The organism is Erwinia typographi (assembly GCF_000773975.1).
GTDB lineage: Bacteria > Pseudomonadota > Gammaproteobacteria > Enterobacterales > Enterobacteriaceae > Erwinia > Erwinia typographi.
Window position 1 is genome coordinate 1 of sequence record NZ_JRUQ01000075.1, and the last position, 24,357, is coordinate 24,357.

A 24,357-nucleotide genomic window follows, 5' to 3' on the forward strand; every position below is an offset into this window, starting at 1 on the left:
CCCGGGCTGTCGTACTCCGCCGTGTAGGTGTGCTGATATAATCCGCTTTGAATAATTTCCGGCGCGTCTTCAAAATCCTGACGCAAATCGTCTTTCGACAGGTCAAGCAGCTCAATTTTGACGTTCTGACGGAAGTCGGTTTTATCCACCAGCGATTTAGCCCCGCGCCACAGCGACTCAACCCGCTGAAATTCTTTATGATGCATGACGGCATCCAGCTGGCGGCCGATCCTGTAGTCCAGCTCAGCGATGTGATGGTCAATCAGCGTTTTGTCCAGCTTTTCAACCTGTGTCCCCGCTTTACTCAGGCACTCCAGCAGCACCTGCATACCGGCGGTCAGGCGCTGATCGGCGGTGGCATCCGACATCGCCTGCTGATCCTGCCAGATATCCAGCGCGCCCAGCTCAGAGACCGGGCTCAGGTTGATTTTTTCAAACAGGGAGGCATACACGCTGCCGGTTCCCGACTGCTCCAGCACCACACTTTCGCCTTCAGCGGCGCGTTCATTTTTTACAGACATCAGCATTCTCTCTCGTTAATCCATTAAACATCGCTGCCGTTAAGCCTGTTGCGGCGCCAGAGCAGACAGCTCGCGGCGCAGTTCAGCGCTGAGCGTTGGGTCAAGCAGGATTTTCTCCAGCTCTTTACGGAAGGTCTGGTTATCCAGAAGGTTCGCTTTCAGATCGCGAAGGAGGTTACGCATGGCAAGCATGGCTTTCAGCTGCGGTATCTGACGGGCCACCTGCTCTGGCTCAAAATCTTTCATCTCGCCAAAGGAGAGGCTGATGTTTTCTTCGCTGCCGTCACCGGCCAGGGTGTTTTCTACAGAGAGATTTACGCCAGGAGAGAAGTCGGCCAGCACGCGGTCGAAGTTGTGTTTATTGACGTTGACCTTTTCACGCTCCGCCACCGGGCGGTGCTCAGAGCCGTTGCTGTAATCCCCGACGACAACCAGTTTGAGGGGCAACTCGACTTTTTTCTGCGCGCCGCCGGTATGGACACTTAACTGGATGTTAACGCGGGCTTTGGGGATCTCGGACTGATAGGAGTTAGACATGGCTGTCCCTGTTCTATGGAGTGATAGAAACGGTCAGTACCAGCATGAAATTAATAAGAACGGCTTACCCTGCCAGAAAAAATCCTTACTTACGTCCTGCGACGAAAAGCAAAGCCGGGGTCAAAAGCGAGCGCATTCCATTCACTGGCGAGCATGACACGGCATTTTCAGGCAGTTATTCGAAAGAGAAAATTTCGGATAAACACCCGGAGAGAGAGTGTAAAAACGTTATAAAGGTATTGGGAAATTAAATTATGTAACCAAATAATACAAAATAAAAATTTAACAAAATAAGAACATCCTTCTGATTTATAATGATTTTACCTCAACACCCCGGCAAGCTGCATGGAATAAGGGCAGGCTATAATTGGTCGATTTGACTTAAGGCCTGTCACCGAGCCGGGAACCCGTTATTTTAGCCAGAATGCCTCATTTCCCCTTTTTATGAAAAATGAGACATCGGTGGGTCTTACCCTCCGCCTTCAGAATAAAACATTAATCATTTTCATGAAAAAAGTTCCAGAGCAGAGTACCTACGCTGAAACCGGCTGGCTGTCCCCGCCTCTTTTCCCAAAGAAAAGCAAGGATTGGTGCCGAGGGTGCGTTCAGACAGCCATGACGCCCCCATCAACAAATAACTCTACCCCTGCAACGAAGCTGCTTTCCTCTGAAGCCAGAAACAGCACGTTTTTAGCCACCTCCTCCGCCAGACCAATACGCCCAAGCGGGGTCATCTGGTGTAATGCTTCTTCTGCGCCGGGATTATGCTGAAGATAGCTCTCCATCGCCGGTGTCCGAATCATGCCAGGCGCAACCACGTTAACGCGAATCCCCTTACTTTTCAGATCCGTGGTCCAGGTGCGGGCAAATGAGCGAATCGCGGCTTTGGTGGCGCTGTACATCGACAAATTCGCAAAACCTTTGCTGCCCGCAGCCGAACCGGTAAGGATCACGCTGCCGCCGGCGGTCATCAGAGGTAAGGCCTTCTGCACGGTAAAAGCCATGCCTTTAACATTGATGTTGAATAACCGGTCAATATGCTCTTCGTCGAGCGTGTCAATCGATGCGGACTCGGAGACGCCTGCGTTAGCAAAAACCACATCTACCCTGCCGTGATCCTGCCTGATGCGCTCATAGAGTCGATTCAGGTCAGCCTGGCTGGCGACATCGCCCTGAATGCCAACGGCACCGTGACCGATTTGGTTTACCGCCTCTTCCAGTTGTTGCGGCCGCCGTCCCGTCACGTAGACATGGGCGCCTTCTGCGGCAAAGGCTTTGGCCGTTGCCAGACCGATACCCTCACTGCCGCCCGTAATCACTACAACTTTACCTTCGAATCGCTTCGTCATCTTCTCAGTTCCCGCGCTGTTGTTAAGTGGAGGATTGCTCCACTTATAATGTGGAGGTACTCTCCGTTTTACAAGTAATAATGAGAAAAAAGCATTGAGTGATAAAACTTCGCTGCGCGCTGACGCACAAAAAAATCGTGAACGCATTCTGCTGGCGGCGGAAGCCGTGTTTAAAGAAAAGGGAGCGAGTGCTTCACTTGAGGACGTTGCCAGGCACGCGGGCGTGGGGATTGGCACGCTCTACCGGCGCTTTCCCACGCGCGAAGTGCTTTTAGCGGCAACCTACAACGCACGATTTTTATCCTTCGCTGAGGAGAGTCGCGCAAGGGATAACCAGCTTGATGCTGGCAGCGCGGTGCGGGCTTATCTGGAAGAGATAGTCACGCACACTATGGTTTACCGCGGACTGGCGGCCTCACTGGGCACAGTACTTCAGAGCGGCACTCCCGGCTGCCACGCCACCACTGATGAAGGCAGGCGCTTACTTCAGCGGGCGCAGCAGGCCGGCGTTCTGCGTGATGACGTTAGCTTTGAGGATTTGGTCTACGTTGCCACGGCAATTTGTCTCACCGTTGAACAGGATGACTCACCCAAAACGCGCATTGTCCATCTGGTGGATTTGTTCCTCAATGGCATCGGGGAACGTTCGGACAGTCATCAGTGAGTCTATTTCTGAAATAATCAGCTTTCGACCAATCCCCCCCAGGCAAGCCAATTTCTCCCTCATCCCCTCTCTTTTACTGGCCATAAATGAGCTGGCCACCAACGTTTTTCGCCTTCAGCAAGCGCTCAGATCTCTAAACTTCAACCCTGATCACAAAACAACCCGAACAAAAAACGATCAACATCACATTAAAAAATTATTAACATATCTACCATTGGTATTACCACTACAGACCTCTGGTAAATTGCATGGATATCAGGCGTGAAAAAACGGAAAGCGGCAGCGGCTATGACCGGGTTGTTAAATTCTTGCGGGAACAGTTGTTAAGCGGGGAACTAAAGGCTGGCGACAGCTTGTTACCCGAGCGTGAGCTATCCGCCCGGCTGGGAGTCAGTCGCCCGGTACTGCGGGAAGCGCTGCGAGCGCTCGCCATGATCGGTGCCGTTGAGATCCGTCATGGCATTGGCACGGTGGTGACAAAACCCGACGTTTCAATATTGGGTGAGTTCTTCACATTTGTTCTGGCACACCAGCCAAATGTTGTTGATGACGTCATGCAGGCGCGTATTGCTATTGAGCGTCAGGCAGTCCGTCTCGCCTGTCGCAGGGCAACACAAAGTGATTACGATCGACTGGCCGCCTGCCTCAGCGAAATCATTGATACCATTCATACCCCGGAATCAGGGGGCCTGGCAGATTTTCGTTTCCATGAAACTATCGTTAATGCGTCAGGCTCTCCGACGCTGATTAATATCTATCAGTCCATCAGTGTCCTTATGCACCGTTCCCATCTCGACAGGCGCGAGCAAATCATTCAGGTAGAAGGCATTGAAGAATTTCTTATTGACCACCACCGCGCCATTTTTGCTGCCATCGTTGAACGCGATGAAGAGCGGGCCGATGAATTACTGAGCCTCCATTTTGAGATAGGCGCCGATTTTCGTCGTCGCGCCACTATCCGTATGGCGGGCTATCCCCCCTTAGCGAACTAAAACACTTTTATAAGGAACCGCAGATGCAAATCGTCATTGGCAGCGATCACGCAGGATTTCACCTAAAGCAGGAGCTGGCGCAGTGGCTTCAACAATCCGGTTATCAGGTCGAGGATGTTGGCAGTCATAACCCTGAACCTGTCGACTTCCCCGATATTGCTTACACCCTGTGCAGCAAAGTGCGTGAGAACCGCGCCCTTCGCGGAATTTTAGTTTGCGGTACCGGCGTTGGCGCCGTCATCGCCTGCAATAAAGTGAACGGCATCCGCGCGGCCGTTTGTCATGACGTGCATTCGGCGCATCAGGCCGTTGAGCATGATGACGTCAACGTGATGTGTATGGGCGCACAGATCGTCGGTCCCTGGCTGGCACGCGATCTTACAGAGGCATTCCTCAAGGCCGAATTCGTTCAGGAGGCGGATTTCATCCGCCGCGTCGAGAAGCTGTCTCAGCTTGAACAACGTAATTAATCAGCAACAAGGAGAACAGGATGACTACCACGACTTCCGGCATTGTTGGCTTTCTTGGCTTAGGCGTAATGGGCCGCGAGATGGCGCGCAATCTTGCCCAGGCAGGTTTCAGGGTTCGCGCCTTTGATATTGTCAGCGGAGCTGGCGAAGCGTTGCGTCAGTTCGGCGTGGAGATTGTCTCCGACATCCCCGCGGCGGTAAGCGATGCAGACATTGTTATTTCTATGCTGCCGGATACGCCACAGGTTGAGGAGATCGTCTACGGGCCTGGAGGGTTACTCTCCCATCCTCCGCGAGGAAGACTGTTTGTAGATATGAGTACCATCGCGCCTGAAGCTACGCGCAAGATGAGTCGGGATCTGTCAGCCGCAGGCGTCACCATGCTCGATGCACCCGTTTCAGGCGGCCCGGTCGGTGCGAAAAAGGGTTCGCTGACCATTATGGTCGGCGGGGAAGCCCAGGGGTTTGAACAGGCAACGCCTTATCTCAGCGCTATGGGCAGCACGCTAAACCATGTCGGCGCATCCGGCGCCGGGCAGACCGTGAAGCTGTGCAATCAGCTGATCTGCGGCATCAATATTCAGGCAATCTGCGAAGCGCTGGCGCTGGCTCGCGCCTGGGATATCGATCTGCCGCAAATGCGCGAAGTACTGCTTGGCGGTTCAGCGGCTTCCTGGATGCTCGATAAACTTGGCTCCGCGATGATCGAAGGGGATGTCTCAGCTGGTTTTCGCATTGACCTGATGATGAAAGATCTCCGGCTGGTGCTGGAAGCCGCGCAGAAACATCCCGTCCCCCTTCCCGCTACGGCTCTGGTTGCCACGCAATACCAAAATGCGCAGGCCTATGGCGAAGGTTCGAATGGTAACCAGGCACTTTTCAAGGTTTATGACCGAATAACCGGCCAGCAGACCGCATTGACCAAATAACCGGGGTAAAGGTCATGATGCTCGATTTCACAGCAATATTTTCACAATGGCAGCTACTGCTGAACGGTGCATTATTAACCGCCAAACTGGCCATGGTAACCACGGTGACCGGTTTTCTCATCGGCACGCTGTGTGCGGTTGCCCGCCGCTCCCGGTCAGGCATATTGGCAAACATCGCGGCGGTCTATGTTGAATCGATCCGTAATACGCCGTTTCTGGTGCAGATCTTTCTGGTCTATTTCGGCTTCTCAAGCCTGGGTTTTTCCTTTACCGCATTCACCGTCTCGGTGATTGCGCTGACGATCAACGTCGGGGCCTATACTGCCGAAATCATGCGCGCAGGCTTTGAGTCGGTTCACAAAGGGCAATGGGAAGCGGCAGAAACGCTGGGGTTAGCCAAATGGCAGCAGTACTGGCACGTCGCGCTAAGACCTGCGATCGAGCGTGTTTATCCCTCACTGACCAGCCAGTTCATTCTGCTAATGCTGGCCTCTTCAGTGACATCGCAAATCTCCGCTGAGGAACTGACAGCAACCGCTAACTTTATTCAATCAGAAACTTATCGTCCCTTTGAAACCTTCTTCATTGTGGCTGGCATCTACATTGCGCTGTCACTGCTAATGCGACTGGTTTTCTGGTTATTTGGGCTGGCCCTTTTTCCCCGCCGTCGCAAACTTGGCACCATGATTTAGGGAAGCATGACGATGAATATTCCGCTCAATTTCGCCCATATCCAGTTTTTACTCGAAGGCACGTTATGGTCGGTGATCCTGTCGCTGATGGCTTTCGGCGGCGGCGGCCTGGCAGGCTTTCTCCTCGCCCTTGGACGCATAGCGCCATCCCCGGCGCTACGTCTGATTATCAGCAGCTGGGTGCAGTTAATTCAGGGTACGCCGCTGCTGATCATCATGTTTATGGTCTATTTCGGCTTGCCGCAGCTAGGCCTGTCAATCTCCCCGCTGCTGGCTGCCGGCTTATCTCTCACCATTTATGCCAGCGCATACCTCGGTGAAATCTGGCGGGGCTGTATTCAGTCCGTTCCCCGCGCGCAGTGGGAAGCCGCTGAGTGTCTGGCACTCTCTCGTACGCAACGCATGTTCAAAGTGATACTGCCGCAGGCCATCAAGCTGGCTACCCCACCCACCGTGGGATTTTCGGTTCAGATTATCAAAAATACCTCGCTGGCATCGGTGGTGGGATTTGTTGAACTGGCGCGCGCGGGGCAGCTAATTAATAACTCAATCTTTCAACCTTTTATTATCTATCTCATCGTTGCGGCGATCTATTTCTGTCTCTGTTTTCCGGTATCGGCGCTAAGCCGAAGACTTGAGCGGGGCGCGACCGAAAAAAAGACCCGTCGTCTGCAAACGGTCACGCCGCGAATCAACTAAGTGCTGAAGGTAATCATCATGCCCATCATTACGTTAAGTAACGTGCAAAAAAGCTTCGATCATAATCACGTACTGAAGGATGTTTCTTTTTCAGTCAATCAGGGACAGGTCGTCGCTCTGATCGGTGCCAGCGGCTCAGGCAAAAGCACGGCGCTACGCTGCATCGACCGGCTGGAAACCATCAACAGCGGCAGCATTGAGGTGTGTGGACACAAAGTTGAAGACCCGCACGTTGACCTGCGCAAGCTGCGTCAGGACGTTGGTATCGTCTTTCAGAGCTATAACCTGTTCCCCCATCTGACCATTGAGCAAAACATCACTTTGGGCCCGGTCTCTGTGCGAAAAATGGCGAAAGCAGAAGCCAGAAGACTTGCCCTGTCGGTGCTTGAACAGGTTGGGCTGGCTGATAAGGCCGACAGTTACCCGGAGCAGCTCTCAGGTGGACAGCAGCAGCGTGCCGCCATCGCTCGTTCGCTGGCGATGAAGCCTAAAGTGATGCTATTCGATGAGGTCACGTCTGCGCTTGACCCCAAACTCACCGGTGAGGTACTGCGCGTTATTGAACGCCTGGCCGGCAGCGGCATGACCATGATTATGGTGACCCACGAAATGAATTTTGCCCGCAGGGTTGCCGACAAAGTTATTTTTATGCATCAGGGAACAGTACATGAAAGCGGCACGGTAGCCATTCTGAAAACGCCAGCGACTCCGGCTCTCCAGGAGTTCGTCTCAAACGATCTGTGAATCACCCTGCATCCAGAATTATCCCTATCAGGAGAATAATAATGAACCCTACAAAAAAAATTATCTTTATCGCCACATTGCTGTCTGCCATTGTCATCCAGCCAGCTTCAGCAAACGCCCTCCAGGATATTCAGCAGCGCGGGGAGCTGCGCGTCGCCACCGATATGTCCCTGCCGCCTTCAGGTATGCTGGATGCCTCAATGAAGCCCGTAGGCTCCGACGTTGAGACCGCCGAGCTGTTAGCTAAAGATTGGGGGCTAAAACTCAAATTTATCGAAACCACCGGCCCGACACGCATCCCAAACTTACAAACGGGTAAGGCCGACATTGTCATATCAACCCTTTCCGTCACGCCGCAACGGGCGCAGGTTATTGACTTTACCAGAGCGTATGCAGGATTACGGTCGGTGATCGCCGCTCCCGCTGCAACCAAAATTAGCGACTGGACCGATCTGAAAGGACACGCCATCACCGTGACCCGAGGTACAACCCAGGATTCCATGTTAAGCAAAGACGCCATGACGAAAGGGATTACCGTTCAGCGTTACGATGACGATGCGACGCTGGTTACGGCAGCCGTTAGCGGTCAGGCCTGGGCCGTTGCAACCTCAGCCACCCTCGTCAATCAGATCAAAAAGCAAAATCCTAAGCTGGCATTTGAACCTAAAATGACGCTGACCGTGTTTGATTTAGCGATTGGATTGAAAAAAGGCGAGCCTGAACTGAAGCAAAAACTCAACCAGTGGATTGAAACCAATTTAAAAAATGGCAAGCTAAATGCTATTTACCAAAAATATCATGGCGAGCCCATTCCAGCAGAAATTATCAACAGAAAATAGTGAGTAAAAGAAAAGGAGAATGCGTAAAGCATTCTCCCGCTCATCATCCAGAGCCTCAGGATAATCAGGTAAAAGAGAAATTTTGTTATCAGTCATTCAGAATCAACTTTCCGCTAATGCCCTTCATCTATATCAATCAGCACCTTAATAAAGTGAAATTTTCGCTGATACAGCTGCGGGAAAATGCCAGGCGCCTCTTCAAGTTTGATCCTGTGGGTGATCAGCAAAGAGGGATTTACTAATCCTTTGCGCATGTAATCTAATGAGGTTGCCCATTCACGGCCCGGAAAAGGCGCGGATAATGAGTTCCACGATCCGCGTACCGTCAGCTCATTGCGGATGATTTTCTCAAAACTGCTCCGGTCAAAGGGGACATCGCCATAGGGTATGCCTAAAAGCAATACGGTGCCGCCCTTACTGGCCAGATTCATACAGCTGGCGATCCCGGCGGCATTGCCCGAGGATTCAATCACCAGATCGACACCTTTGCCGTGAGTTACCGTCGAGAATTTTTGCTCAAAATCCGCAGCCGTTGCGTTAAAAATATCATCAGCCCCCGCTTTAAGCGCAACATCAAGCTTTTGCTGTTCCGTATCGCAGACGTAAACCTTCCCGGCACCGTAGATCCGCGCCCATTGTACGGCAAGCTGCCCTATCGTCCCGCAGCCGACCACCACCACGCTGCTGCCAGCTTTGATACTCACCCGATCAAGAGCATGAACCACTACGGCGGAAGGCTCGACAAAGCTGGCGGCATCAAAATCAAGATCGTCGGGAATGCGCACGACATTCGCCGCAGGCACGCTAATATATTCAGCGAAAGCGCCTTTCCTGTGCCCGCCAAGGACTTTCAGGTCGGTACATTTAGCGTAATTGGCCCGATGGCAGTGCTCACAGTTAAAACAGGGAAAACACGGGCAGGCCACCACCCGATCGCCAGCTTTAACGGATGAGACGCTTTTTCCCGTTTCAGCAACAACTCCGGCGAATTCGTGCCCCCATATCAGGCCTGGATTATAGGAACCAATTTTACCGAAGCGGGAAATATCAGAACCACATATGCCTGCCGTTTTAACCTGAATAATGACGTCATCCTCCCGCTCAATATTAATCATCGGGACATCTTCAAACCTTACATCCTGTTTGCCATAAAGTTGCAGCGCTTTCATTGTTAACTCCTGACGCAGAATAAGAATAACGCCAACCGAGTTGCGAATTAAACACCCGCCCTGACGGGCGGGCTTAGTTCACTGAATTATCAGTCAGCGGATTTAAGCTGGGATGATAATGTTGACCAGATATCCATTGAGGTCCGCTCCCAGGTCAGAGGCGTTACCGAAATATAGCCCTCGGCCACGGCAGACACCTCGCTATGCTCCGGTAGATCCGTATTACCGTGTTCAACTCGCAGCCAGAAATAATTTTCCCCATGGGGATCGGTAGTCGGCGTGACCGTAATACCATTTACCTTGCCAATTCCCTGTCGGGCGATCTTTATTCCTTTAACCGGCCCTGCCGCCAGATTGGGGAAATTGACGTTGAGACAGCACTCAGCGGGTAAGCCTGCGTTAAAAAGCGTTTGCAGGACCGGCAAACCGTGTTGTTCTGCCGTGCGCCAGTCCGGCTTATCTTCAGGTCGTCTGTCCTGGCTGAGTGCGATTGACGGTATGCCCAACAGGACGCCGGTAATTGCGGCCCCCACCGTCCCGGAAAGGACCGTTTCAAAACCGATATTTGAGCCATTATTTATCCCCGACAGCAGAACGTCCGGCGGCGAATGCTTCATCAAATGCCTGACGGCGACCGCAACGCAATCAGCAGGCGTACCGTGAACGGCAAACTTTCTCGTACCGCGAGCTTCAACGCGAACCGGCTCACGCAGGCTGACCGAGTTGGAAACGCCGCTCTTGTCGGTTGCTGGCGCCACCACCCAGACCTCGTCTGCGAAATGCTCCGCGACGCGCTCCAGGATTTGGATACCCGGCGCCTCTATGCCGTCATCGTTGGCCAGTAGAATTCTGCGAAATAGCTTTTCTGACATCATCATTCTCCCTGTTTTGGACGTAAAGTGTCCTGAGATATTACCCCATTTTAAAACGGTGGTCGGGATTAAGGATTATTCTTTTTCGCCAAACCCACTGGCGAATAATCCTTTGATTTCAGTCATAGCATCCTGCTCGTCAGCACCTTCACAGATAATTTCCACTTCAGAATGGCCTTTGACACCGGCCCCCAGTACGCTCATTAATCCTTTTAAAACAACTTCTTTGCCATTATTAACCAGCGTGACTGAGGAAGCGTATTTTTTTACGGTTTTAATCAACGTCGCCGCCGGACGCGCATGAAGCCCCGTGCTGTTAACAACACGTATATTTTCTCTAATCATGTTTAACTTCCCGATTTTGCAGGTAAATTTATTACTACTATCAGGACACGCAGTTCATCATCTGAATTTTACTGAATACGTCGGCTTCCACCGCCGCTTTTGCGCTGGTCATCACGCGTGCCAGGTTTGCTTCGTTATTATTTTCAGTCCAGGCTTTACCCACCGAAGTAATAAAAGCCTTACGCAGGTCGCTGGCAATATTCACCTTCACTACGTTATATTTCACAAAGCTGCGGATAATCGCTTCATCAATACCTGATCCCCCGTGAATAACCAGCGGCACCGGGCAGATCGAGGCAATCTGCTGCAACAGCGGAATGTCGATTCGCGGAATATCTTCCAGACCGTGCACGTTGCCGACCGAAACGGCGAGCATACTGCAACCGGTTTCCTGTACAAAACGAAGGACCTGCTCAGGGTTGGTTTTGCAGTCCGCTTCGCTGACGTGGTCGTCCTCTTTACCCAGAATTGCGCCCAGCTCAGCTTCGACCGGCACGCCAAATGACTTACAGAAATCAACGGCCGCCTTAGTAAAAGCAATATTCTCCTCGTACGGCAGTTCAGCGCCATCGATCATCACCGAGGTGAAGCCCGCGCGAACCGCCCGCTTCACGTCATCCAGTTCTTTACCGTGGTCAAGGTGCAGGCTGACCGGCACATCCATGGTAGCCGCACGTTTTTTTACGATTTCATAAATGTAATCGTAGCCTGACAGTTTGGCGTTAGTCGGCGCGATCTGAATAAAATTAGGCAAACCTGAACGCTCAATAGCGTCCAGAATTGACATGGTGGTTTCCAGGTTAGTGGTATTGAACGCGCCGGCCAGCACGCGTTTTTCCTGAATGCAGTTCAGCAGAATATTCCCGTTTACTAATGGCATAACATTTACCTCTCTCGTCGTTGAAGAACCGTACCTAAATAATATTTGTCGGATTTCAGCCAGACATTGCCGAATTCAATCGGCATGTCCTGCTGGAAGAAGACCAGCTGTTCCAGATGGAGCACCGGCGCGTCTTCATTAACTTCCAGGTAGTGCCCCCGCTCCGCTCCAATAATTTTGGCGGCGTAGCGGCTTTCAGAAAAACTGATCTTTTTACCTGACAGTCTTTCTATAGTTGGAAACAGGTTATTGTTGTTGAAATCGATATCCGCAATGCCCGGGCAGTGCGCAATGTTGATGCGATTCTCAATCAACATCACTTTCTCGCCTTCGACGCTACGTACACGCTCCAGGTACAGAATCGGCGCGCCCACTTCAATGCCCAACTTTGAGGCCACCAGCCTTGAGGCCTCGTCCAGCCGGGAAGTGATAACCTGGGTTTCGAAGCGCAGGTGCTGACTTTCCAGTGACTCGGCAAACGACAGCAGCCCTTCGCCCAGCGAGTAAGAGATATTTTCGCTTTTGACGAAGGTCCCCTTACCCTGCACCTGAATCAGCAGCCCTTCATTGACCAGCAGGGTGACGGCTTTTTTTACCGTGCCGCGGCTGACGCCGAGCATCTCCATGATTTTATTTTCAGACGGCACGCGATCGCCGGTAGTCAGGTCTCCCTTATAGATGTTTTCACGTATCCACTCTGAGACCTGAAGATAAAGCGGTACTTCAGAGTCTTTCAAAACGGTATTCATGCGATGTTCCCTCTTTAGTTAAGATCGTCTATGTACGACTATGCACAAGTATCGCCCGAACATAACCTGATTTCCCGGTATTCACAAACGATCTGCTTCACAAAATCCACGCTGTCAGTCCACTGGAACACAGCGGAGGATCAGGGAATATCGTCAAAAATAAGCGCGTCCCCACTGCGGCTAGTCGTCCATCTGCATGATGACCTTAAGCACATCGTGCTGCGGGTTGGCGGCGAATTCTATCGCCTCGCCCAGCGAGGACAGCGGCCAGCGATGGGTGATCATCTCATCAATGTTGATACGGTTACGGCTGATGATCTCCACCGCCTCCGGCATCTCATAGGAAGAGAGCGAGTAGGTACCGACAATCGAGATCTCATCGCGGAAGAAGCGTGCTGCATCAATGCTGACCATGTTGTTCTGGTCAAACGGAGAGAAGACCACCACTCGTCCTCCGCGTCGCAGCAGATTGACGGCCTGCGGCAGAAGTGAAGACACCCCTGCGGCGATGACCACCAAGTCAACGCCCAGACCGTCAGTAATCTCGCCAATCCGCGCCTCAAGATTTTCCTGCGCCGGATTGATGGCGTGATTGATCCCCAGACGAAGGGCAAGATCCAGCTTGAAGGGCGACAGGTCGGATACGATGACGTTGGACGCCCCCATCATCGCAGAGAGCTGCGCGCTAAGCAGGCCAATGGTGCCAGAGCCCATCACCAGCACGCTGCATCCGGGGGTAATCGCCGCCTGCTTCAGCCCGTGCAGACAACATCCGATGGGTTCAACCATGGCCGCTTTTTCCCACGACACCCCCTGCGGAATTTTGTGCGTCAGATGCTTAACGTGCAGCTCCGGCAGGCGGATGTACTCGGCAAAGCCGCCGGGCTCAATATTGGTGGGCTTAAATTGCTCACAGAGGGTGAAATGGCCGCGATCGCAGTAGTGGCAACTGAAGCACGGAACGTGGATCGCGGTGACCACCCGATCGCCGGGACGGAAGCGGGTCACCCGCTTGCCGACTTTTACCACCTCAGCCGCGATTTCATGGCTCAGCACAACCGGCCCGGTCACGGTCTGATGCTGGGCTTTGTGAATGTCGGTCCCGCACAAACCGCAGCTCTTCATTTTTACCAGGATATCGCCGTCCTCTATCTCAGGCACGGCGACGTCTTCATAGCGGATATCGTTTTTACCGTAATAAACGCTGGCTTTCATGATTCAGGTCCTGTTCATCTGATTTTCAATATGGATTTTGGTCTCGTAGAGCTGCTTGTAGATCTGCTGATAGACAATATCGAAGCGCTCTGCGGATTTTGCGTCTGGCTGATAGCGTTCCAGTGACTCCGCAGGCAGGCTGACGTCACCCGGCTCGAAGCCCGCTCCACGCGCCCCCAGTAAGGCTGCGCCGCGGCTGACCGCTTCCGGTATCTTACAGGCCACGATTTCCCGGTTGAGAATGGTGGCCTTGAGCTGTAGCCAATAGGGGTTTTGACAGGCCGCGCCAATCACCATTAGCGATGGCCAGCGGCTGCCCGTCAGGGACTCATACGTTTCCAGCAGATGCCGGAGTTCATAGCAAAGGCCATGAAAAACAGCTTTTAAAAAGGCTTCCGGATCGGTCCGGTCTTCCACGCCGTACATCAGCCCTTTGGCATAGATGGTTCTTTTCGGTGGGCCACTGCCGCGCAGATGGGGAATAAGGAAGCTGTCCGTCGGCGTTTCCGCCGCGCCTTTATTCATCAGCCAGCGTGTCATGCTGGTAAAGTCCGCAGGCTTGAGGTTGAAAAGATGGGAGAACCATTCAATGGCATAGCCGGCCGACGGCAGCGAGGCGTAAAGCGTGTAAGCCTCGCGCAATACGTGGTGGCCGTTAGAAACGCGCGACTGGTAGTACCGTTCCGTCGCCGCTGGCTTGCTGAGCACCACAAGCAGCCCTTCAGTGGTGCCCGTCGAATTGAGGATTTGCTGTTCCTCCGTAATGCCTACCGCGACGGAGCCAACCATGTGATCGTGACCGGAAATGGAGATTTTCGCGCTACGGGAGATACCGGTAGCCTCGCTTAACTCAGCAAGCAGTTCGCCCGTTGGCGTACCAGCGGCAACCAGCGGGCTGAACAGGCCGATCGGGATGTCCACAGCAGAACAAATTTCTGCCGACCAGCAATCCTGAGTGATATCAAAAGCCAGTGTACGGGAGGCAAGTGAATACTCTGCGCGTTTGACGCCGCTCAGCCGAAAAGCCACGTATTCCGCCATGCAAAGCCAGCTGGCTGGCGTCTGATGTTCACAGTGCTCGATCAGCCATAAAATTTTATTCAGGCTGTAGTTACTGTGGGCAGGTATCCCGGTGATTTCATAGAGACGGCTTTCGCCGATGCGGCTGACGATATGCTCCAGCTGCGGCTGGGTACGCGTATCGTACCAGGTCATAACCGGCCCCATTACCCGATCGTCTGCGTCGAGCAGCACCCCGGCCTCACCTACACTGGCGACTGAAATAGTGACGATATTTTCGGGGTCGCTAACGGCTGTCGCGACGCGGCTCAGACCATCAACAATGCCCAGCCACAGCCCGCTAATATCAAAATCGCTACCATATTCGCTACTTTTCTTTGGCGTAATGAAACTGTGTTTTTTTATTAACTGTAGCTCTGCGAGGCGATATAAGCAGACCTTACAGTTTGTTGTTCCAACATCAATGCCAATTGCGTACATATCTCTCCCCTCAATAAGGGAATAACCTCAGTCATTAAGAAAGAAGGGAAATACCGCTCTGCCTTCCCCTTTTAAAATTACTCAGTTACTCATTTAGACATTGCAGCCTGCTCAGCAGCGTTTTCAGCCTGTTCTTCCCGCTTCATCTGCTTAGTCGTCATGCGATACAGCAGCAGACAGGTAATGAAGATGACCGGAATAAGGGCCAGCGCTATCAGGTTTCCTTCAAAGATTTTCACCATCCAGAAGCGGTAGGGGTTCCCGCCGTCCAGCAGGCTGGAGATTTCACTGTCCGTATTGATCGGGAAGTGAATACTTTTGGCAACCGCCGTCAGGATAGGCGCCGCAGCAGAAGCGACATACAGATTCACACTCAGCAGCGGAATTCCCAGGATGAACGCGCGAGCAATGTTGCCGCGGCACGCCAGTACCACCATGGAAATCGGCACCCAGATATTGGCTAAATCCCCTAACGGCAGCAGACGGTTACCCGGCAGAATCACGGCCAGCAGCACGCCAACCGGAATCAGCAGCAGCGCGGTGGAGAGCACAGACGGGTGCCCCACGGCCACCGCGATATCGAGGCCAATGTAGAGGTCATCACGATCCGGATATTTCTTGCGCAGGAACTTTTTCACTGCCTCAGACAGCGGCAGCAGGCCTTCCATCAGCAGCTTAACCATGCGCGGCATAATCAGCATGACGGCACCCAGGCTCATCGACAGGGTTAACACGCCTTTGAAATCGTAGCGGGCCAGAAGACCAATTCCCGCCCCCAGAATCACCCCCAGCATCATCGGCTCGCCGAAGATCCCAAAGCGTTTCTGAATGGTATCTGCATCGGCATTTAACTTATTGATGCCCGGAATTTTATCCAGGATCAGGTTACCGAGCAGGCCAAACGGGAAGAAGATTGCCGATGACAGCGTGGGCAGTGAAATCCCCGGCAGATTGAAATATTTCTGAATCATTGGCGCACACCAGTCAGCCAGCAGCAGCGTAATGACTGAGGTAATGCCAGCGATCAGCAGCCCGAACAGGAAGCTTCCGGTGACGTTGTAGACCATCGCGCCAACCATAGAGAAATGCCAGAAGTTCCAGACGTCAATGTTGACAGTACGTGTCCACTTGAGCGTCAGCATCAGCACATTAATACCAATGGTGAGCGGCACCACGAACGGCGCAACCTGAGATGCCCAGGCAATCGCCGCCAGCGGCGTCCACCCCAGATCCACGACCGGCAGGTTGATCCCGGTGTGTTTGACCATGTCTTTGGCGGCGGGGCCCAGGTTGTCCAACAGCAGTCCGAAGACCAGGAAGATCCCGATGAAGCCCATACCAATGGTCAGCGCCGAGCGCAGCGCTTTGCTAAATCCTGCGCCAAGGCACAGGCCCATGATAAAGATGATAATTGGCAGCATAATGGTGGGGCCAAGCCCCAGCAAATATTGAATCCCGCCATAGAGAGTTGCGAGCATCAGCCTGTCCTCTGTTATTTTTTCAGAATTGAGACGATTTTTTCGAGGAGATCTTCTTCACCGAAACCGGTCAGCAGCGGCAAACCATTCAGCACTGGCGTCTGTAGCGTAGTTTTTACGGCTGAGGTGACAATGATCAGGTCGGCCATGCCGTCCTGAGAGGCAATCGTGCCGATGTTGGACTGCATCGGCTCAACGGTGATGCCCTGCTCTTTGCAATAGTTAACGACCTTCTCGGTGGCTACGGCAGAGGTGGCAATACCGCTGGTACAGGCGAAGATAATTTTCTTATTCATATCAGACTCCGTTATTGGTAATCGGGATGGCAAAACGTTTGGGTACGATTTCAGTCGAGATTTTTGGCCAGAATCTGCATGACTTCCTGGGGGGAAGTGGAACTGAGCAGCGCGTTCATCTCGTCCGTCTTTTGAAACAAAGAGATCAGCTTCATCAGAAATTCGAGGTGGGCGTCTTTCTCTTTCAACAGCAGGAAGAAAATGACGTTCACATTCATGGTCAGGTCGGGATCTTCTGCCTGGTTGAACTCAATGCCCTGCGGGCATGTGACCACCACCAGCCGTTCTTCACGGACATGTTCAACATCCACATGAGGAATAGCGACGCCCAGCGTTTCCAGCTGCATCGCCGTCGGGTGATTCTGCTCACGTAAGGCCAAAGCCTCAGGGTAGCTCTGCTCAACAATCCCTTTTGCCAGCAGCCGAGCGCTGATTTTGCTGAACAGCGCATGGCGGTCCTGTGGCGCCTCGTGCAGATAGATGAGCTCGCTATCCAGTGATGTGTTCAATGGCATCTTGTCCCCCTGTCCTTCCAGTTAAACGAATGGCCCAATCTGTTGCGGTTAATGTCATGCATGGTTGTCTATGTACAACTATGTTCAACCTGAGTGAACCCTACTCCTGTCCTGTACCGGTGAGCAATGTGCTGTCGCTGGATCTGTGCTTTTGCTCACACAAAATATTTAAATCCCGTAAAAGCGCCTGCCGAGCCAGACCTGTAACCACATGAATTAAAGTGTAATTCTGGTTGAAAGCGGAGAGTGGAGCGCGGTGTTTTGCCTGGCGGGAAAGCGAGAAAACAAATAATGACCGGAGGAATTAAAGGCGGGAAATCGAGTATGTTTTGCGTCAATCCCCCCTCTCTGGAAATATCTCTTCAGGTCAGGACCTGAAGATTCTCATCCAACTGGAACTCCCTTGAGGGAAGCCCTACTATATCCCCACTGCTTTTCCCACCTCAGGTAACTTTATGGACAATTATTACTTAGATCATCTGCCGGGATGCGGCTTCGATCACCGTGACGCCCTTTCAGGCGCAGCGATTGACGATGTACCGATGCTGAGGAGGTGCCGGTGACCAGCCCGCAGTTTCTTACTTCTCGCCTCAAGCGCCCAATGAAGCTCAGTACCTCCGTCAGCCTGATGGTTAGCTCGGTGATTATCGCCGTGCTGCTGGCGGTGCATTTTTTCTATTTCCTGCAGGTAAGCCAGGTTACCAGCGACGGCGTGCGGGATAAGGCGCTGGCGGTCGCCCGCACGCTGGCTGACTCAGCGGACATTCAGCGCGGCCTGCTTTTACCGCCGGACAGCAATCTGATTCAGCCGCTGGCCTCGGCAGTCCAGCATAGCAACAACCTGCTGTTTGTGGTGGTCACCAACATGGACGGCATTCGCTTCTCTCACCCCAATAAAGAACTGATTAATCAGCACTTCATCGGCGATGATTTGCAGCCAGCGCTGCGGGGAAAAGAGAATGTCTCAATCAATCAAGGCAAACTGGCGCAGGCGCTGCGAGTTTTTACACCCGTTTATGATGCTCAGCAGCGGCAGATTGGCGTAGTAGTGATTGGTATTTCGCTCAGCGCCGTGACGGAGCAGATCAATCAGAGCCGCTGGAACATTCTCTGGAGCGCGCTGTTCGGCATTCTGATCGGCGCTATCGGCACCTTTCTGCTGGTGAAGGCTTCCAGACGCATCCTGTTTGGCCTTGAGCCATACGAAGTGTCGGCGCTGTTTGAGCAGCGTCACGCGATGCTGTACGCGATTAAAGAAGGCGTCATTGCGGTGGATAACGCCGCACAGGTGAAGCTGATCAACCATGCCGCCCGCAAGCTGTTCCGCGAAACCGGGATGCCAAAGGCGTCGGAAAGTGAGATCGTTAAAAGCATTGAAGCGACCGGTCCGCTGATCGCCAACCTTCGCGCCGTGTTGCAAAGTGGGAAACCGCAGAGGGATGAAGAGGTGCTTTTGCGCGGCAGAGTTCTGCTCTGCAACACCATGCCGGTGCTTAAAGGAGAGGTGATGATCGGCGCCATCTGCACCTTCAGAGACAAAACCGAGGTGACCCAGCTGACGCAGCGCCTGAGCGGCATGGTCAACTACGTGGATGCTCTGCGCCAGCACTCGCATGAGTTTATGAATAAGCTGCATGTGATCCTCGGGCTGCTGCATATGAAAAGTTACGCGCAGCTTGAGGACTATATCCTGAAGACGGCCAACAATTATCAGACCGAAATCGGCTCGCTGGTGCGAAAAATAAAGTCGCCGGTGATCGCCGGTTTCTTATTAAGCAAGATGAACCGCGCGTCTGACCACGGTCATCCCCTGCTGCTGAGCGAGGACAGCTTCCTGCCCGACGGCGGCAGCGAGCAGCAGACCTCGGTGCTGATCACCGTGCTGGGCAACCTGATTGAAAACGCCTTCGACGCGCTGTCCCAACAGGCCGAGGGCGAGGTCAGCGTGCTGCTGCACTACCAAAACGGCTGGCTGAGCTGCGAAGTAAGCGACGACGGGCCGGGTATCCCTGCCGGTAACCTGGAAACCATCTTTGAGAACGGGTTTTCCACCAAGGGTGAGCAGCGCGGCGTCGGTTTATTCCTCTGCAAGCAGCAAATCCAGAGCCTTGGCGGCGAAATTACTGTAGAGTCCGATGCTGGGGTTTATACCCAATTTTTAGTCCAACTGCCCTGGGATGGAGGAAACTGAATCACATGCTAAATGTGTTAGTTGTTGATGACGATGCGATGGTCGCTGAGTTGAACCGCTGCTACATTGGTCAGATCCCAGGGTTTTCGTGCTGCGGCGTGGCCTCAACGCTGAAACAGGCCAGAGAGGCTGTGCTGCACGGCGAACAGACTGTGGATCTGATCCTGCTGGATATTTATATGCAGCAGGAGAACGGGCTGGATTTACTGCCGGAACTGCGCGCCGCGAAGCGCAATGTTGATGTGATCGTGATCTCCTCCGCCGCCGATGCGCAAACTATTCAGCAATCGCTGCATTATGGCGTGGTGGACTATCTGATTAAGCCGTTCCAGTTCTCCCGATTTGAGGAAGCGCTGACCGGCTGGCAGCACAAAAAATCGCTGAAGGATCAGCATCCCTGGTATCAGCAGGCCGACGTTGACGCGCTGCTGCACGGCAACCCGCCGGACGTAGCGGAATCGCACCGCCTGCCGAAAGGGTTAACGCCGCAAACCCTGCGTACGCTTTGCCTGTGGATTGACGCACACCATGACAGCGAATTCTCCACCGACGATCTGGCCGCCGCGGTGGCTATCTCCCGCGTGTCGTGTCGTAAGTATCTGATCTGGCTTGCCCAGCGAAAAATCCTGTCAACTAACCTGCATTATGGCCTCACCGGCCGGCCGGTTTATCGCTACCGTTTGCAGGCCGAACATGCCGATCTGCTCAGGCAATTTTGCCAGTAGCTCACGCCTGGTGAAAATCTTCGTCCAGCAGCGTAAAGGTAAACTGTCGCGCTGAAGAACTGATAACCTGGCCGTCCCTGGTAACAAAAATGGCTTCGATCTCCGGTCTGGCGGCGAGATACGCGAGGCCTTTTTCCACCCCCATGCCATATAACAGCGTGGTGTAGATATCCCCCTCAATGGAATCTGCGGAGATCACCGTCACGCTGAGCAGTTCGTTATCGAGAGGATAGCCGCTGCGGGGGTCAAGGATATGGTGATAGCGCTTGCCTGCCAGCTCGAAGTAGCGCTCATAGACCCCCGAAGTGACCACCGATTTCCCCCTGACGTTAATCACGCCAATCAGCTCGTCAGGCCCGGCAAACGGCTTTTTCAGACCGATCCCCCAGCTTCCGCTCTCGCTATCCGCAGCCCCTCCCAGCGTCTGGACGTTACCGCCGAGATTAATCAGCGCGTCCTCAACCCCCTCCTGACGCAAAAAGTCGCGCACCAGATCGGCGATATAGCCTTTCGCGATGGCGCCAAGATCGATTTCCATCCCGCTTTTTTGCAGAAACACCGAGCGGTCACGGTCATTGAGGATCACATGATGGGGATTGGTCAGCGCCAGCAGCGCCTGAATCTCCGCTAGCGGAGGAACGCTGTTGCCCTGGAACCCGATTTTCCAGCGTTTGACCAGCGGGCCAATGGTAAAGTTGAACAGGCTGCCCGGCAGCACGCTGGCCGCTCTGGCCCGCGCGATTAGCTCGAACACCGGCTGGCTGACCACTACCGGGCTTTCGCCCGCAGCATGATTGATGGACATCACTTCGGAGTGCGGCCGGTTGACCGTCAGCAGGATCTCCTGCTGTTTAATCAGTCGGAAAACGCGGGCGGCGAGGGTTTGGTTGTGGTCAAACAGTTTGAGGAGGATCGGAGAACCCAGCAGAACGGCGGAGTAGGCATAGACGCGATCGTCAGGCGACATGATAGATTCCTTCTTGCGGGCCGGTAGCGCGTCCCTCACCTTGTAGCCCGTGGGCCGGACGCGTCCGGCCCACATTATACCGCTTAACGGCGTGCGAGCGCTGCCGCGTTACGGCCTGCCAGTATACCGAAGATAATGATATCTGCCACGGCGTTACCGCCGATGCGGTTAGCGCCGTGAATGCCGCCAACCACTTCCCCGGCGGCCCAGGCGCCGTGAATAACCTGTTTCTGGGCATCCAGCACCGCGGTATCCGTGTTGATCGTCACGCCGCCCATAGTATGGTGAACGCCCGGCGCGATGCGGATAGCGTAGAACGGTCCCTGGTTCAGCGGATGGCGCAGCGCGGTTTTACGGCCAAAATCTTCGTCATCCTGCTTCTCAACAAAGACATTGTAGCGTTCCAGCGTGGCAAGCAGCGCATGAAGATCCATGTTCAGCTTCACCGCCAGCTCCTGCGGTGACGGCGCGCTGACCACAAAACCTTTGGCGATATACTCATCGGCGGCTTTGTTGTTCAGGCGAACCTGCTCGTCGAAGATGACCCAGGCACTTTTCTCCGGCAGCGCGATAATCTCCGCCGACACTTTGTCGCGGGTCTCCATCTCGTTGTAGAAGCGTTTACCGGCCTGGCTGACCAGAATCGCCCCGCCGCCACGAATGGCTTCCGAGATCAGATAAGAGGTGGTCTGCTCAACGGTTGGGTGGATCTGGATTTCGCCCATATCCACGGTATCCGCGCCAATTTTTTGCAGCATGGCGATGCCGCTACCGGTGGCGCCCTTATGGTTGGTGGTTACGAAGCCATCCAGCTCAGGACGGTATTTCACCACCATTTCACGGTTCGCGCTGAAACCGCCGGTGGCGACAATCACGCTTTTGGCATTCAGAATGCGGCTGTCGTTATATTCGTCAACCACCTTCACGCCGGTAACCGCGCCGTTTTCAAACAGAATGTCCGCGACCGACGTTTCCAGCAGTACTTCGATATCGCGTTTGTTGATGTTCTTCACCAGGCCGCTAATCAGGAAGCCCCCCACCGCTGAACGGTCTGCCGGACGGTGAGTACGGTCAATGCTCATCCCGCCGGTGATGGTGATGTCATTCAGTTCAATGTCTTTCGCCGCCAGCCATTCGATGGCTTCCGGCGCCAGCTCGACAAACTCTTTCAGCAGCACCGGATTGTTTTTAAACTTGCCGCCTTTCAGGGTTTCTTCGTAGAACAGCTCTTTACTGTCTTCGATGCCTTTCAGCTTCTGGAAACGGGTTTCAGCCGCGTTCATGCCAACCGAGGCCTTAATGGTGTTGCCGCCGATAGTCGGCATCTTCTCGATAATCACCACGCGGGCGCCGTCATCGTGGGCCTGAATCGCGGCGGCCAGCCCTGCGCCGCCGCTGCCGATCACCACGACATCGTAGTTTTGCGGCGCGGCAGGATTACCGCCTTCCTCAATAACGTGCTCTTTGCTGGAGGTTGCCAGCGCGCGGGAAACCGCCTTTTTCAGCGCCTCGCTCTGCGTGGTAGCGCCGGTGATGGCATCAACATGCGGACTGTTGGCTACCAGTATGCGGGTACGCAGGCTTTCAAAGGTGGTGGTAAAATCGACGTCCAGCGAATCATCCGGTATCAGCATGATATCGGTGATACGGTCGGTATCCAGGGTGACGTTGATTTTCAGCTTCAGCGCTTCGGCCTCCACTTTTTCCTGATAAACCCCGGCTTTGTATTTACGGCCGGTGGCGCTCATGTCGCGGATCATCGCGTCAACCAGCGAGAAGCGCCACAGCGGTTCGGGAATGTTCAGCGCTTCGCGTTTGTTGCTGTCAATAAACAGCTCAAGCTGTTCATTATTGGTAATGCGGTCTGCCCAATCCGGGTAAGCAATGCAGGCTTTCCCGATCGCCACCAGATCGAAACCGTGCTCCAGCGCGCTTTCAGCATCCGCTTTATTCACCACGCCGCCCACGCCAATCACCGGCACTTTGGCAAGCTCAGGAGAACGCATAGCGATAAATTTAGTGATTAACGGCGTTGGGTCTTCGCGGTCAACAATCGAAGGACGCAGTAGCTGACCAACGGAGAAGTGAACATAGTCCAGTCCCCGCGCGGCGAGCTTCTCCAGCAGATACATCGTATCGTCAAAGCGGATGCCGGGGACTTCAAGCTCTTCCGGCGAAAAGCGGTAGCCGATAATAAAGGAAGAGTCGGCGAACCGCTCCGCCATTTTATGGGTGATATCGAGCACTTCCAGCGGGAAGCGGGCGCGGTTGTCGCGGCTGCCGCCCCACTTATCGTCACGCTGGTTGGAATTCGGCGAGTAGAACTGCTGAATCAGGTAGGTGTTTGCGCCGTGGATTTCGACGCCATCGAAACCGGCCTTAATCGCACGGTTTACCGCGTCACCGAATTTGGTGATCATCACCTCCACTTCTTCCGCCGTCAGCGCCTGCGGCGTGGTAGCGCCTTCACGCGGCGCGGCAATGGCGCTTGGCGCAACCGGCGTACGGCCGCCGATCAGCTCCGGCTCCACCATTCTGCCGCCGTGGTAAATCTGTAAAATGGCCTTTGAGCCTTTGGATTTGATGGCGTTAGCGATTTTGCTCAGGCCAGAAATTTTGTTGTCGCTGTCGATAGCGATCGCGCCGGGAAACGCCGGGCCTTTAGGATCGATAAAGCAGCATTCTACGATCACGGTACCAATGCTGCCGGCACGGTCACGGTAGTATTCCACCAGCTCGCTGGTGACGGTGCCGTCGTAAAAGCCGGTACAGGTGGTCATCGGCGCCATCAGCAGTCGGTTTTTCAGGACGGCCCCGTTCGGGAGAGTGAGAGGATTCAGGATCGGGGTGAGTTTGTGCATTGTGAGCAACTCCAAAATTTAAAAGCCTTGAATTCTGTCGCGGACTCACCAATCTCCCTATATTAAGTGGTCCGATGTCATTTGATTAATATAACAATTTCTTTGTTTTCATAATCGCTAATTTTAGTTATTAAACTTTTAAATCAACCAGAGTCGCC

Annotated in this window: 25 protein-coding genes; 10 read left to right on the plus strand and 15 right to left on the minus strand. The window is 53.6% G+C overall.

What is annotated here, in order from left to right; translation table 11 throughout:
- The 3 genes from NG99_RS23280 to NG99_RS23290 form a co-directional block, all read right to left on the minus strand.
- A partial coding sequence (locus NG99_RS23280) for a type VI secretion system contractile sheath domain-containing protein (protein ID WP_034898412.1) occupies positions 1 to 527 on the minus strand: 527 nt, incomplete at its 3' end.
- A 33-nt stretch (positions 528 to 560) separates the two neighbouring features.
- Positions 561 to 1,058, minus strand: coding sequence for a type VI secretion system contractile sheath small subunit (gene tssB, locus NG99_RS23285; RefSeq protein ID WP_034898338.1), 498 nt, complete (start codon positions 1,056 to 1,058; stop codon positions 561 to 563).
- Between the two features lie 605 nt (positions 1,059 to 1,663).
- The gene (locus tag NG99_RS23290) at positions 1,664 to 2,407 is read right to left on the minus strand and encodes an SDR family NAD(P)-dependent oxidoreductase (RefSeq protein WP_034898340.1); all 744 of its coding nucleotides are present in this window, start codon (positions 2,405 to 2,407) and stop codon (positions 1,664 to 1,666) included.
- Positions 2,408 to 2,501: 94 nt separating this feature from the next.
- Between NG99_RS23290 and NG99_RS23295 the strand changes: the two genes are divergently transcribed.
- The 8 genes from NG99_RS23295 to NG99_RS23330 all read left to right on the plus strand — a co-directional run bounded on the left by NG99_RS23295 (position 2,502) and on the right by NG99_RS23330 (position 8,436).
- Positions 2,502 to 3,071 (plus strand): TetR/AcrR family transcriptional regulator, encoded by a 570-nt coding sequence (locus NG99_RS23295; RefSeq protein ID WP_034898342.1) that lies wholly within the window; start codon positions 2,502 to 2,504, stop codon positions 3,069 to 3,071.
- Positions 3,072 to 3,319: 248 nt separating this feature from the next.
- The gene (locus NG99_RS23300) at positions 3,320 to 4,063 is read left to right on the plus strand and encodes a FadR/GntR family transcriptional regulator (protein WP_034898344.1); all 744 of its coding nucleotides are present in this window, start codon (positions 3,320 to 3,322) and stop codon (positions 4,061 to 4,063) included.
- A 23-nt stretch (positions 4,064 to 4,086) separates the two neighbouring features.
- Positions 4,087 to 4,533: a ribose 5-phosphate isomerase B gene (gene rpiB / locus NG99_RS23305; protein WP_034898346.1), complete on the plus strand. Its 447-nt coding sequence runs from the start codon at positions 4,087 to 4,089 to the stop codon at positions 4,531 to 4,533.
- A 20-nt stretch (positions 4,534 to 4,553) separates the two neighbouring features.
- The gene (locus tag NG99_RS23310) at positions 4,554 to 5,462 is read left to right on the plus strand and encodes an NAD(P)-dependent oxidoreductase (RefSeq protein WP_034898347.1); all 909 of its coding nucleotides are present in this window, start codon (positions 4,554 to 4,556) and stop codon (positions 5,460 to 5,462) included.
- A gap of 14 nt (positions 5,463 to 5,476) precedes the next feature.
- The gene (locus NG99_RS23315; protein WP_034898349.1) at positions 5,477 to 6,154 is read left to right on the plus strand and encodes an amino acid ABC transporter permease; all 678 of its coding nucleotides are present in this window, start codon (positions 5,477 to 5,479) and stop codon (positions 6,152 to 6,154) included.
- Between the two features lie 12 nt (positions 6,155 to 6,166).
- The gene (locus NG99_RS23320; protein WP_034898351.1) at positions 6,167 to 6,853 is read left to right on the plus strand and encodes an amino acid ABC transporter permease; all 687 of its coding nucleotides are present in this window, start codon (positions 6,167 to 6,169) and stop codon (positions 6,851 to 6,853) included.
- A gap of 18 nt (positions 6,854 to 6,871) precedes the next feature.
- Positions 6,872 to 7,597, plus strand: coding sequence for an amino acid ABC transporter ATP-binding protein (locus NG99_RS23325; RefSeq protein WP_034898352.1), 726 nt, complete (start codon positions 6,872 to 6,874; stop codon positions 7,595 to 7,597).
- A gap of 41 nt (positions 7,598 to 7,638) precedes the next feature.
- Positions 7,639 to 8,436 carry a transporter substrate-binding domain-containing protein gene (locus NG99_RS23330; RefSeq protein WP_034898355.1) on the plus strand — a complete coding sequence of 266 codons (798 nt, stop codon included), beginning with the start codon at positions 7,639 to 7,641 and terminating at the stop codon, positions 8,434 to 8,436.
- A gap of 113 nt (positions 8,437 to 8,549) precedes the next feature.
- On the opposite strand, the gene NG99_RS23335 is transcribed toward NG99_RS23330, so the two are convergent.
- The 10 genes from NG99_RS23335 to NG99_RS23380 all read right to left on the minus strand — a co-directional run bounded on the left by NG99_RS23335 (position 8,550) and on the right by NG99_RS23380 (position 17,455).
- Positions 8,550 to 9,605: a galactitol-1-phosphate 5-dehydrogenase gene (locus tag NG99_RS23335; RefSeq protein WP_034898356.1), complete on the minus strand. Its 1,056-nt coding sequence runs from the start codon at positions 9,603 to 9,605 to the stop codon at positions 8,550 to 8,552.
- A gap of 89 nt (positions 9,606 to 9,694) precedes the next feature.
- Positions 9,695 to 10,477: a 5'/3'-nucleotidase SurE gene (gene surE / locus NG99_RS23340; protein WP_198138826.1), complete on the minus strand. Its 783-nt coding sequence runs from the start codon at positions 10,475 to 10,477 to the stop codon at positions 9,695 to 9,697.
- Between the two features lie 75 nt (positions 10,478 to 10,552).
- Positions 10,553 to 10,822 carry an HPr family phosphocarrier protein gene (locus NG99_RS23345; RefSeq protein ID WP_034898360.1) on the minus strand — a complete coding sequence of 90 codons (270 nt, stop codon included), beginning with the start codon at positions 10,820 to 10,822 and terminating at the stop codon, positions 10,553 to 10,555.
- Positions 10,823 to 10,862: 40 nt separating this feature from the next.
- On the minus strand, positions 10,863 to 11,702 hold the full coding sequence (locus NG99_RS23350) for a class II aldolase (protein ID WP_034898361.1): 840 nt from the start codon (positions 11,700 to 11,702) through the stop codon (positions 10,863 to 10,865).
- 5 nt (positions 11,703 to 11,707) lie between these two features.
- Positions 11,708 to 12,451, minus strand: a complete 744-nt coding sequence (locus NG99_RS23355; RefSeq protein ID WP_034898363.1) for a GntR family transcriptional regulator — start codon at positions 12,449 to 12,451, stop codon at positions 11,708 to 11,710.
- A gap of 180 nt (positions 12,452 to 12,631) precedes the next feature.
- On the minus strand, positions 12,632 to 13,666 hold the full coding sequence (locus tag NG99_RS23360; RefSeq protein ID WP_034898365.1) for a zinc-dependent dehydrogenase: 1,035 nt from the start codon (positions 13,664 to 13,666) through the stop codon (positions 12,632 to 12,634).
- Positions 13,667 to 13,669: 3 nt separating this feature from the next.
- Positions 13,670 to 15,166: an FGGY-family carbohydrate kinase gene (locus NG99_RS23365; RefSeq protein WP_034898367.1), complete on the minus strand. Its 1,497-nt coding sequence runs from the start codon at positions 15,164 to 15,166 to the stop codon at positions 13,670 to 13,672.
- Positions 15,167 to 15,255: 89 nt separating this feature from the next.
- Positions 15,256 to 16,644 (minus strand): PTS galactitol transporter subunit IIC, encoded by a 1,389-nt coding sequence (locus NG99_RS23370; RefSeq protein ID WP_034898369.1) that lies wholly within the window; start codon positions 16,642 to 16,644, stop codon positions 15,256 to 15,258.
- A 14-nt stretch (positions 16,645 to 16,658) separates the two neighbouring features.
- Positions 16,659 to 16,940 carry a PTS sugar transporter subunit IIB gene (locus NG99_RS23375; protein WP_034898370.1) on the minus strand — a complete coding sequence of 94 codons (282 nt, stop codon included), beginning with the start codon at positions 16,938 to 16,940 and terminating at the stop codon, positions 16,659 to 16,661.
- A gap of 50 nt (positions 16,941 to 16,990) precedes the next feature.
- The gene (locus NG99_RS23380) at positions 16,991 to 17,455 is read right to left on the minus strand and encodes a PTS sugar transporter subunit IIA (RefSeq protein ID WP_034898372.1); all 465 of its coding nucleotides are present in this window, start codon (positions 17,453 to 17,455) and stop codon (positions 16,991 to 16,993) included.
- Between the two features lie 559 nt (positions 17,456 to 18,014).
- Here NG99_RS23380 and NG99_RS23385 point away from each other — a divergent pair.
- Complete coding sequence (locus tag NG99_RS23385; protein WP_034898374.1) at positions 18,015 to 19,646, plus strand: sensor histidine kinase; 1,632 nt, start codon at positions 18,015 to 18,017, stop codon at positions 19,644 to 19,646.
- Positions 19,647 to 19,651: 5 nt separating this feature from the next.
- On the plus strand, positions 19,652 to 20,371 hold the full coding sequence (gene dcuR, locus NG99_RS23390; RefSeq protein ID WP_034898376.1) for a two-component system response regulator DcuR: 720 nt from the start codon (positions 19,652 to 19,654) through the stop codon (positions 20,369 to 20,371).
- A 1-nt stretch (position 20,372) separates the two neighbouring features.
- Here the strand turns inward: dcuR and NG99_RS23395 are convergent, their stop codons facing one another.
- A complete protein-coding gene (locus tag NG99_RS23395; RefSeq protein ID WP_034898378.1) occupies positions 20,373 to 21,338 on the minus strand; it encodes an FAD:protein FMN transferase in 966 nt (321 codons plus the stop codon).
- Between the two features lie 83 nt (positions 21,339 to 21,421).
- Positions 21,422 to 24,199: a flavocytochrome c gene (locus tag NG99_RS23400; protein ID WP_034898380.1), complete on the minus strand. Its 2,778-nt coding sequence runs from the start codon at positions 24,197 to 24,199 to the stop codon at positions 21,422 to 21,424.
- Positions 24,200 to 24,357: the final 158 nt, after the last annotated feature.

What these genes read in the sequence shown, in the direction of transcription:
- NG99_RS23365 (WP_034898367.1), bottom strand. Translation starts at nt 15,166, where the DNA reads ATGTACGCAATTGGCATTGATGTTGGAACAACAAACTGTAAGGTCTGC.
- tssB (WP_034898338.1), bottom strand. Translation starts at nt 1,058, where the DNA reads ATGTCTAACTCCTATCAGTCCGAGATCCCCAAAGCCCGCGTTAACATC.
- NG99_RS23335 (WP_034898356.1), bottom strand. Translation starts at nt 9,605, where the DNA reads ATGAAAGCGCTGCAACTTTATGGCAAACAGGATGTAAGGTTTGAAGAT.
- rpiB (WP_034898346.1), top strand. Translation starts at nt 4,087, where the DNA reads ATGCAAATCGTCATTGGCAGCGATCACGCAGGATTTCACCTAAAGCAG.
- NG99_RS23315 (WP_034898349.1), top strand. Translation starts at nt 5,477, where the DNA reads ATGATGCTCGATTTCACAGCAATATTTTCACAATGGCAGCTACTGCTG.
- NG99_RS23325 (WP_034898352.1), top strand. Translation starts at nt 6,872, where the DNA reads ATGCCCATCATTACGTTAAGTAACGTGCAAAAAAGCTTCGATCATAAT.
- NG99_RS23395 (WP_034898378.1), bottom strand. Translation starts at nt 21,338, where the DNA reads ATGTCGCCTGACGATCGCGTCTATGCCTACTCCGCCGTTCTGCTGGGT.
- NG99_RS23310 (WP_034898347.1), top strand. Translation starts at nt 4,554, where the DNA reads ATGACTACCACGACTTCCGGCATTGTTGGCTTTCTTGGCTTAGGCGTA.
- NG99_RS23350 (WP_034898361.1), bottom strand. Translation starts at nt 11,702, where the DNA reads ATGCCATTAGTAAACGGGAATATTCTGCTGAACTGCATTCAGGAAAAA.
- NG99_RS23300 (WP_034898344.1), top strand. Translation starts at nt 3,320, where the DNA reads ATGGATATCAGGCGTGAAAAAACGGAAAGCGGCAGCGGCTATGACCGG.
- NG99_RS23375 (WP_034898370.1), bottom strand. Translation starts at nt 16,940, where the DNA reads ATGAATAAGAAAATTATCTTCGCCTGTACCAGCGGTATTGCCACCTCT.
- NG99_RS23360 (WP_034898365.1), bottom strand. Translation starts at nt 13,666, where the DNA reads ATGAAAGCCAGCGTTTATTACGGTAAAAACGATATCCGCTATGAAGAC.
- NG99_RS23320 (WP_034898351.1), top strand. Translation starts at nt 6,167, where the DNA reads ATGAATATTCCGCTCAATTTCGCCCATATCCAGTTTTTACTCGAAGGC.
- NG99_RS23355 (WP_034898363.1), bottom strand. Translation starts at nt 12,451, where the DNA reads ATGAATACCGTTTTGAAAGACTCTGAAGTACCGCTTTATCTTCAGGTC.
- NG99_RS23290 (WP_034898340.1), bottom strand. Translation starts at nt 2,407, where the DNA reads ATGACGAAGCGATTCGAAGGTAAAGTTGTAGTGATTACGGGCGGCAGT.
- NG99_RS23400 (WP_034898380.1), bottom strand. Translation starts at nt 24,199, where the DNA reads ATGCACAAACTCACCCCGATCCTGAATCCTCTCACTCTCCCGAACGGG.
- NG99_RS23330 (WP_034898355.1), top strand. Translation starts at nt 7,639, where the DNA reads ATGAACCCTACAAAAAAAATTATCTTTATCGCCACATTGCTGTCTGCC.
- dcuR (WP_034898376.1), top strand. Translation starts at nt 19,652, where the DNA reads ATGCTAAATGTGTTAGTTGTTGATGACGATGCGATGGTCGCTGAGTTG.
- NG99_RS23370 (WP_034898369.1), bottom strand. Translation starts at nt 16,644, where the DNA reads ATGCTCGCAACTCTCTATGGCGGGATTCAATATTTGCTGGGGCTTGGC.
- NG99_RS23380 (WP_034898372.1), bottom strand. Translation starts at nt 17,455, where the DNA reads ATGCCATTGAACACATCACTGGATAGCGAGCTCATCTATCTGCACGAG.
- NG99_RS23345 (WP_034898360.1), bottom strand. Translation starts at nt 10,822, where the DNA reads ATGATTAGAGAAAATATACGTGTTGTTAACAGCACGGGGCTTCATGCG.
- surE (WP_198138826.1), bottom strand. Translation starts at nt 10,477, where the DNA reads ATGTCAGAAAAGCTATTTCGCAGAATTCTACTGGCCAACGATGACGGC.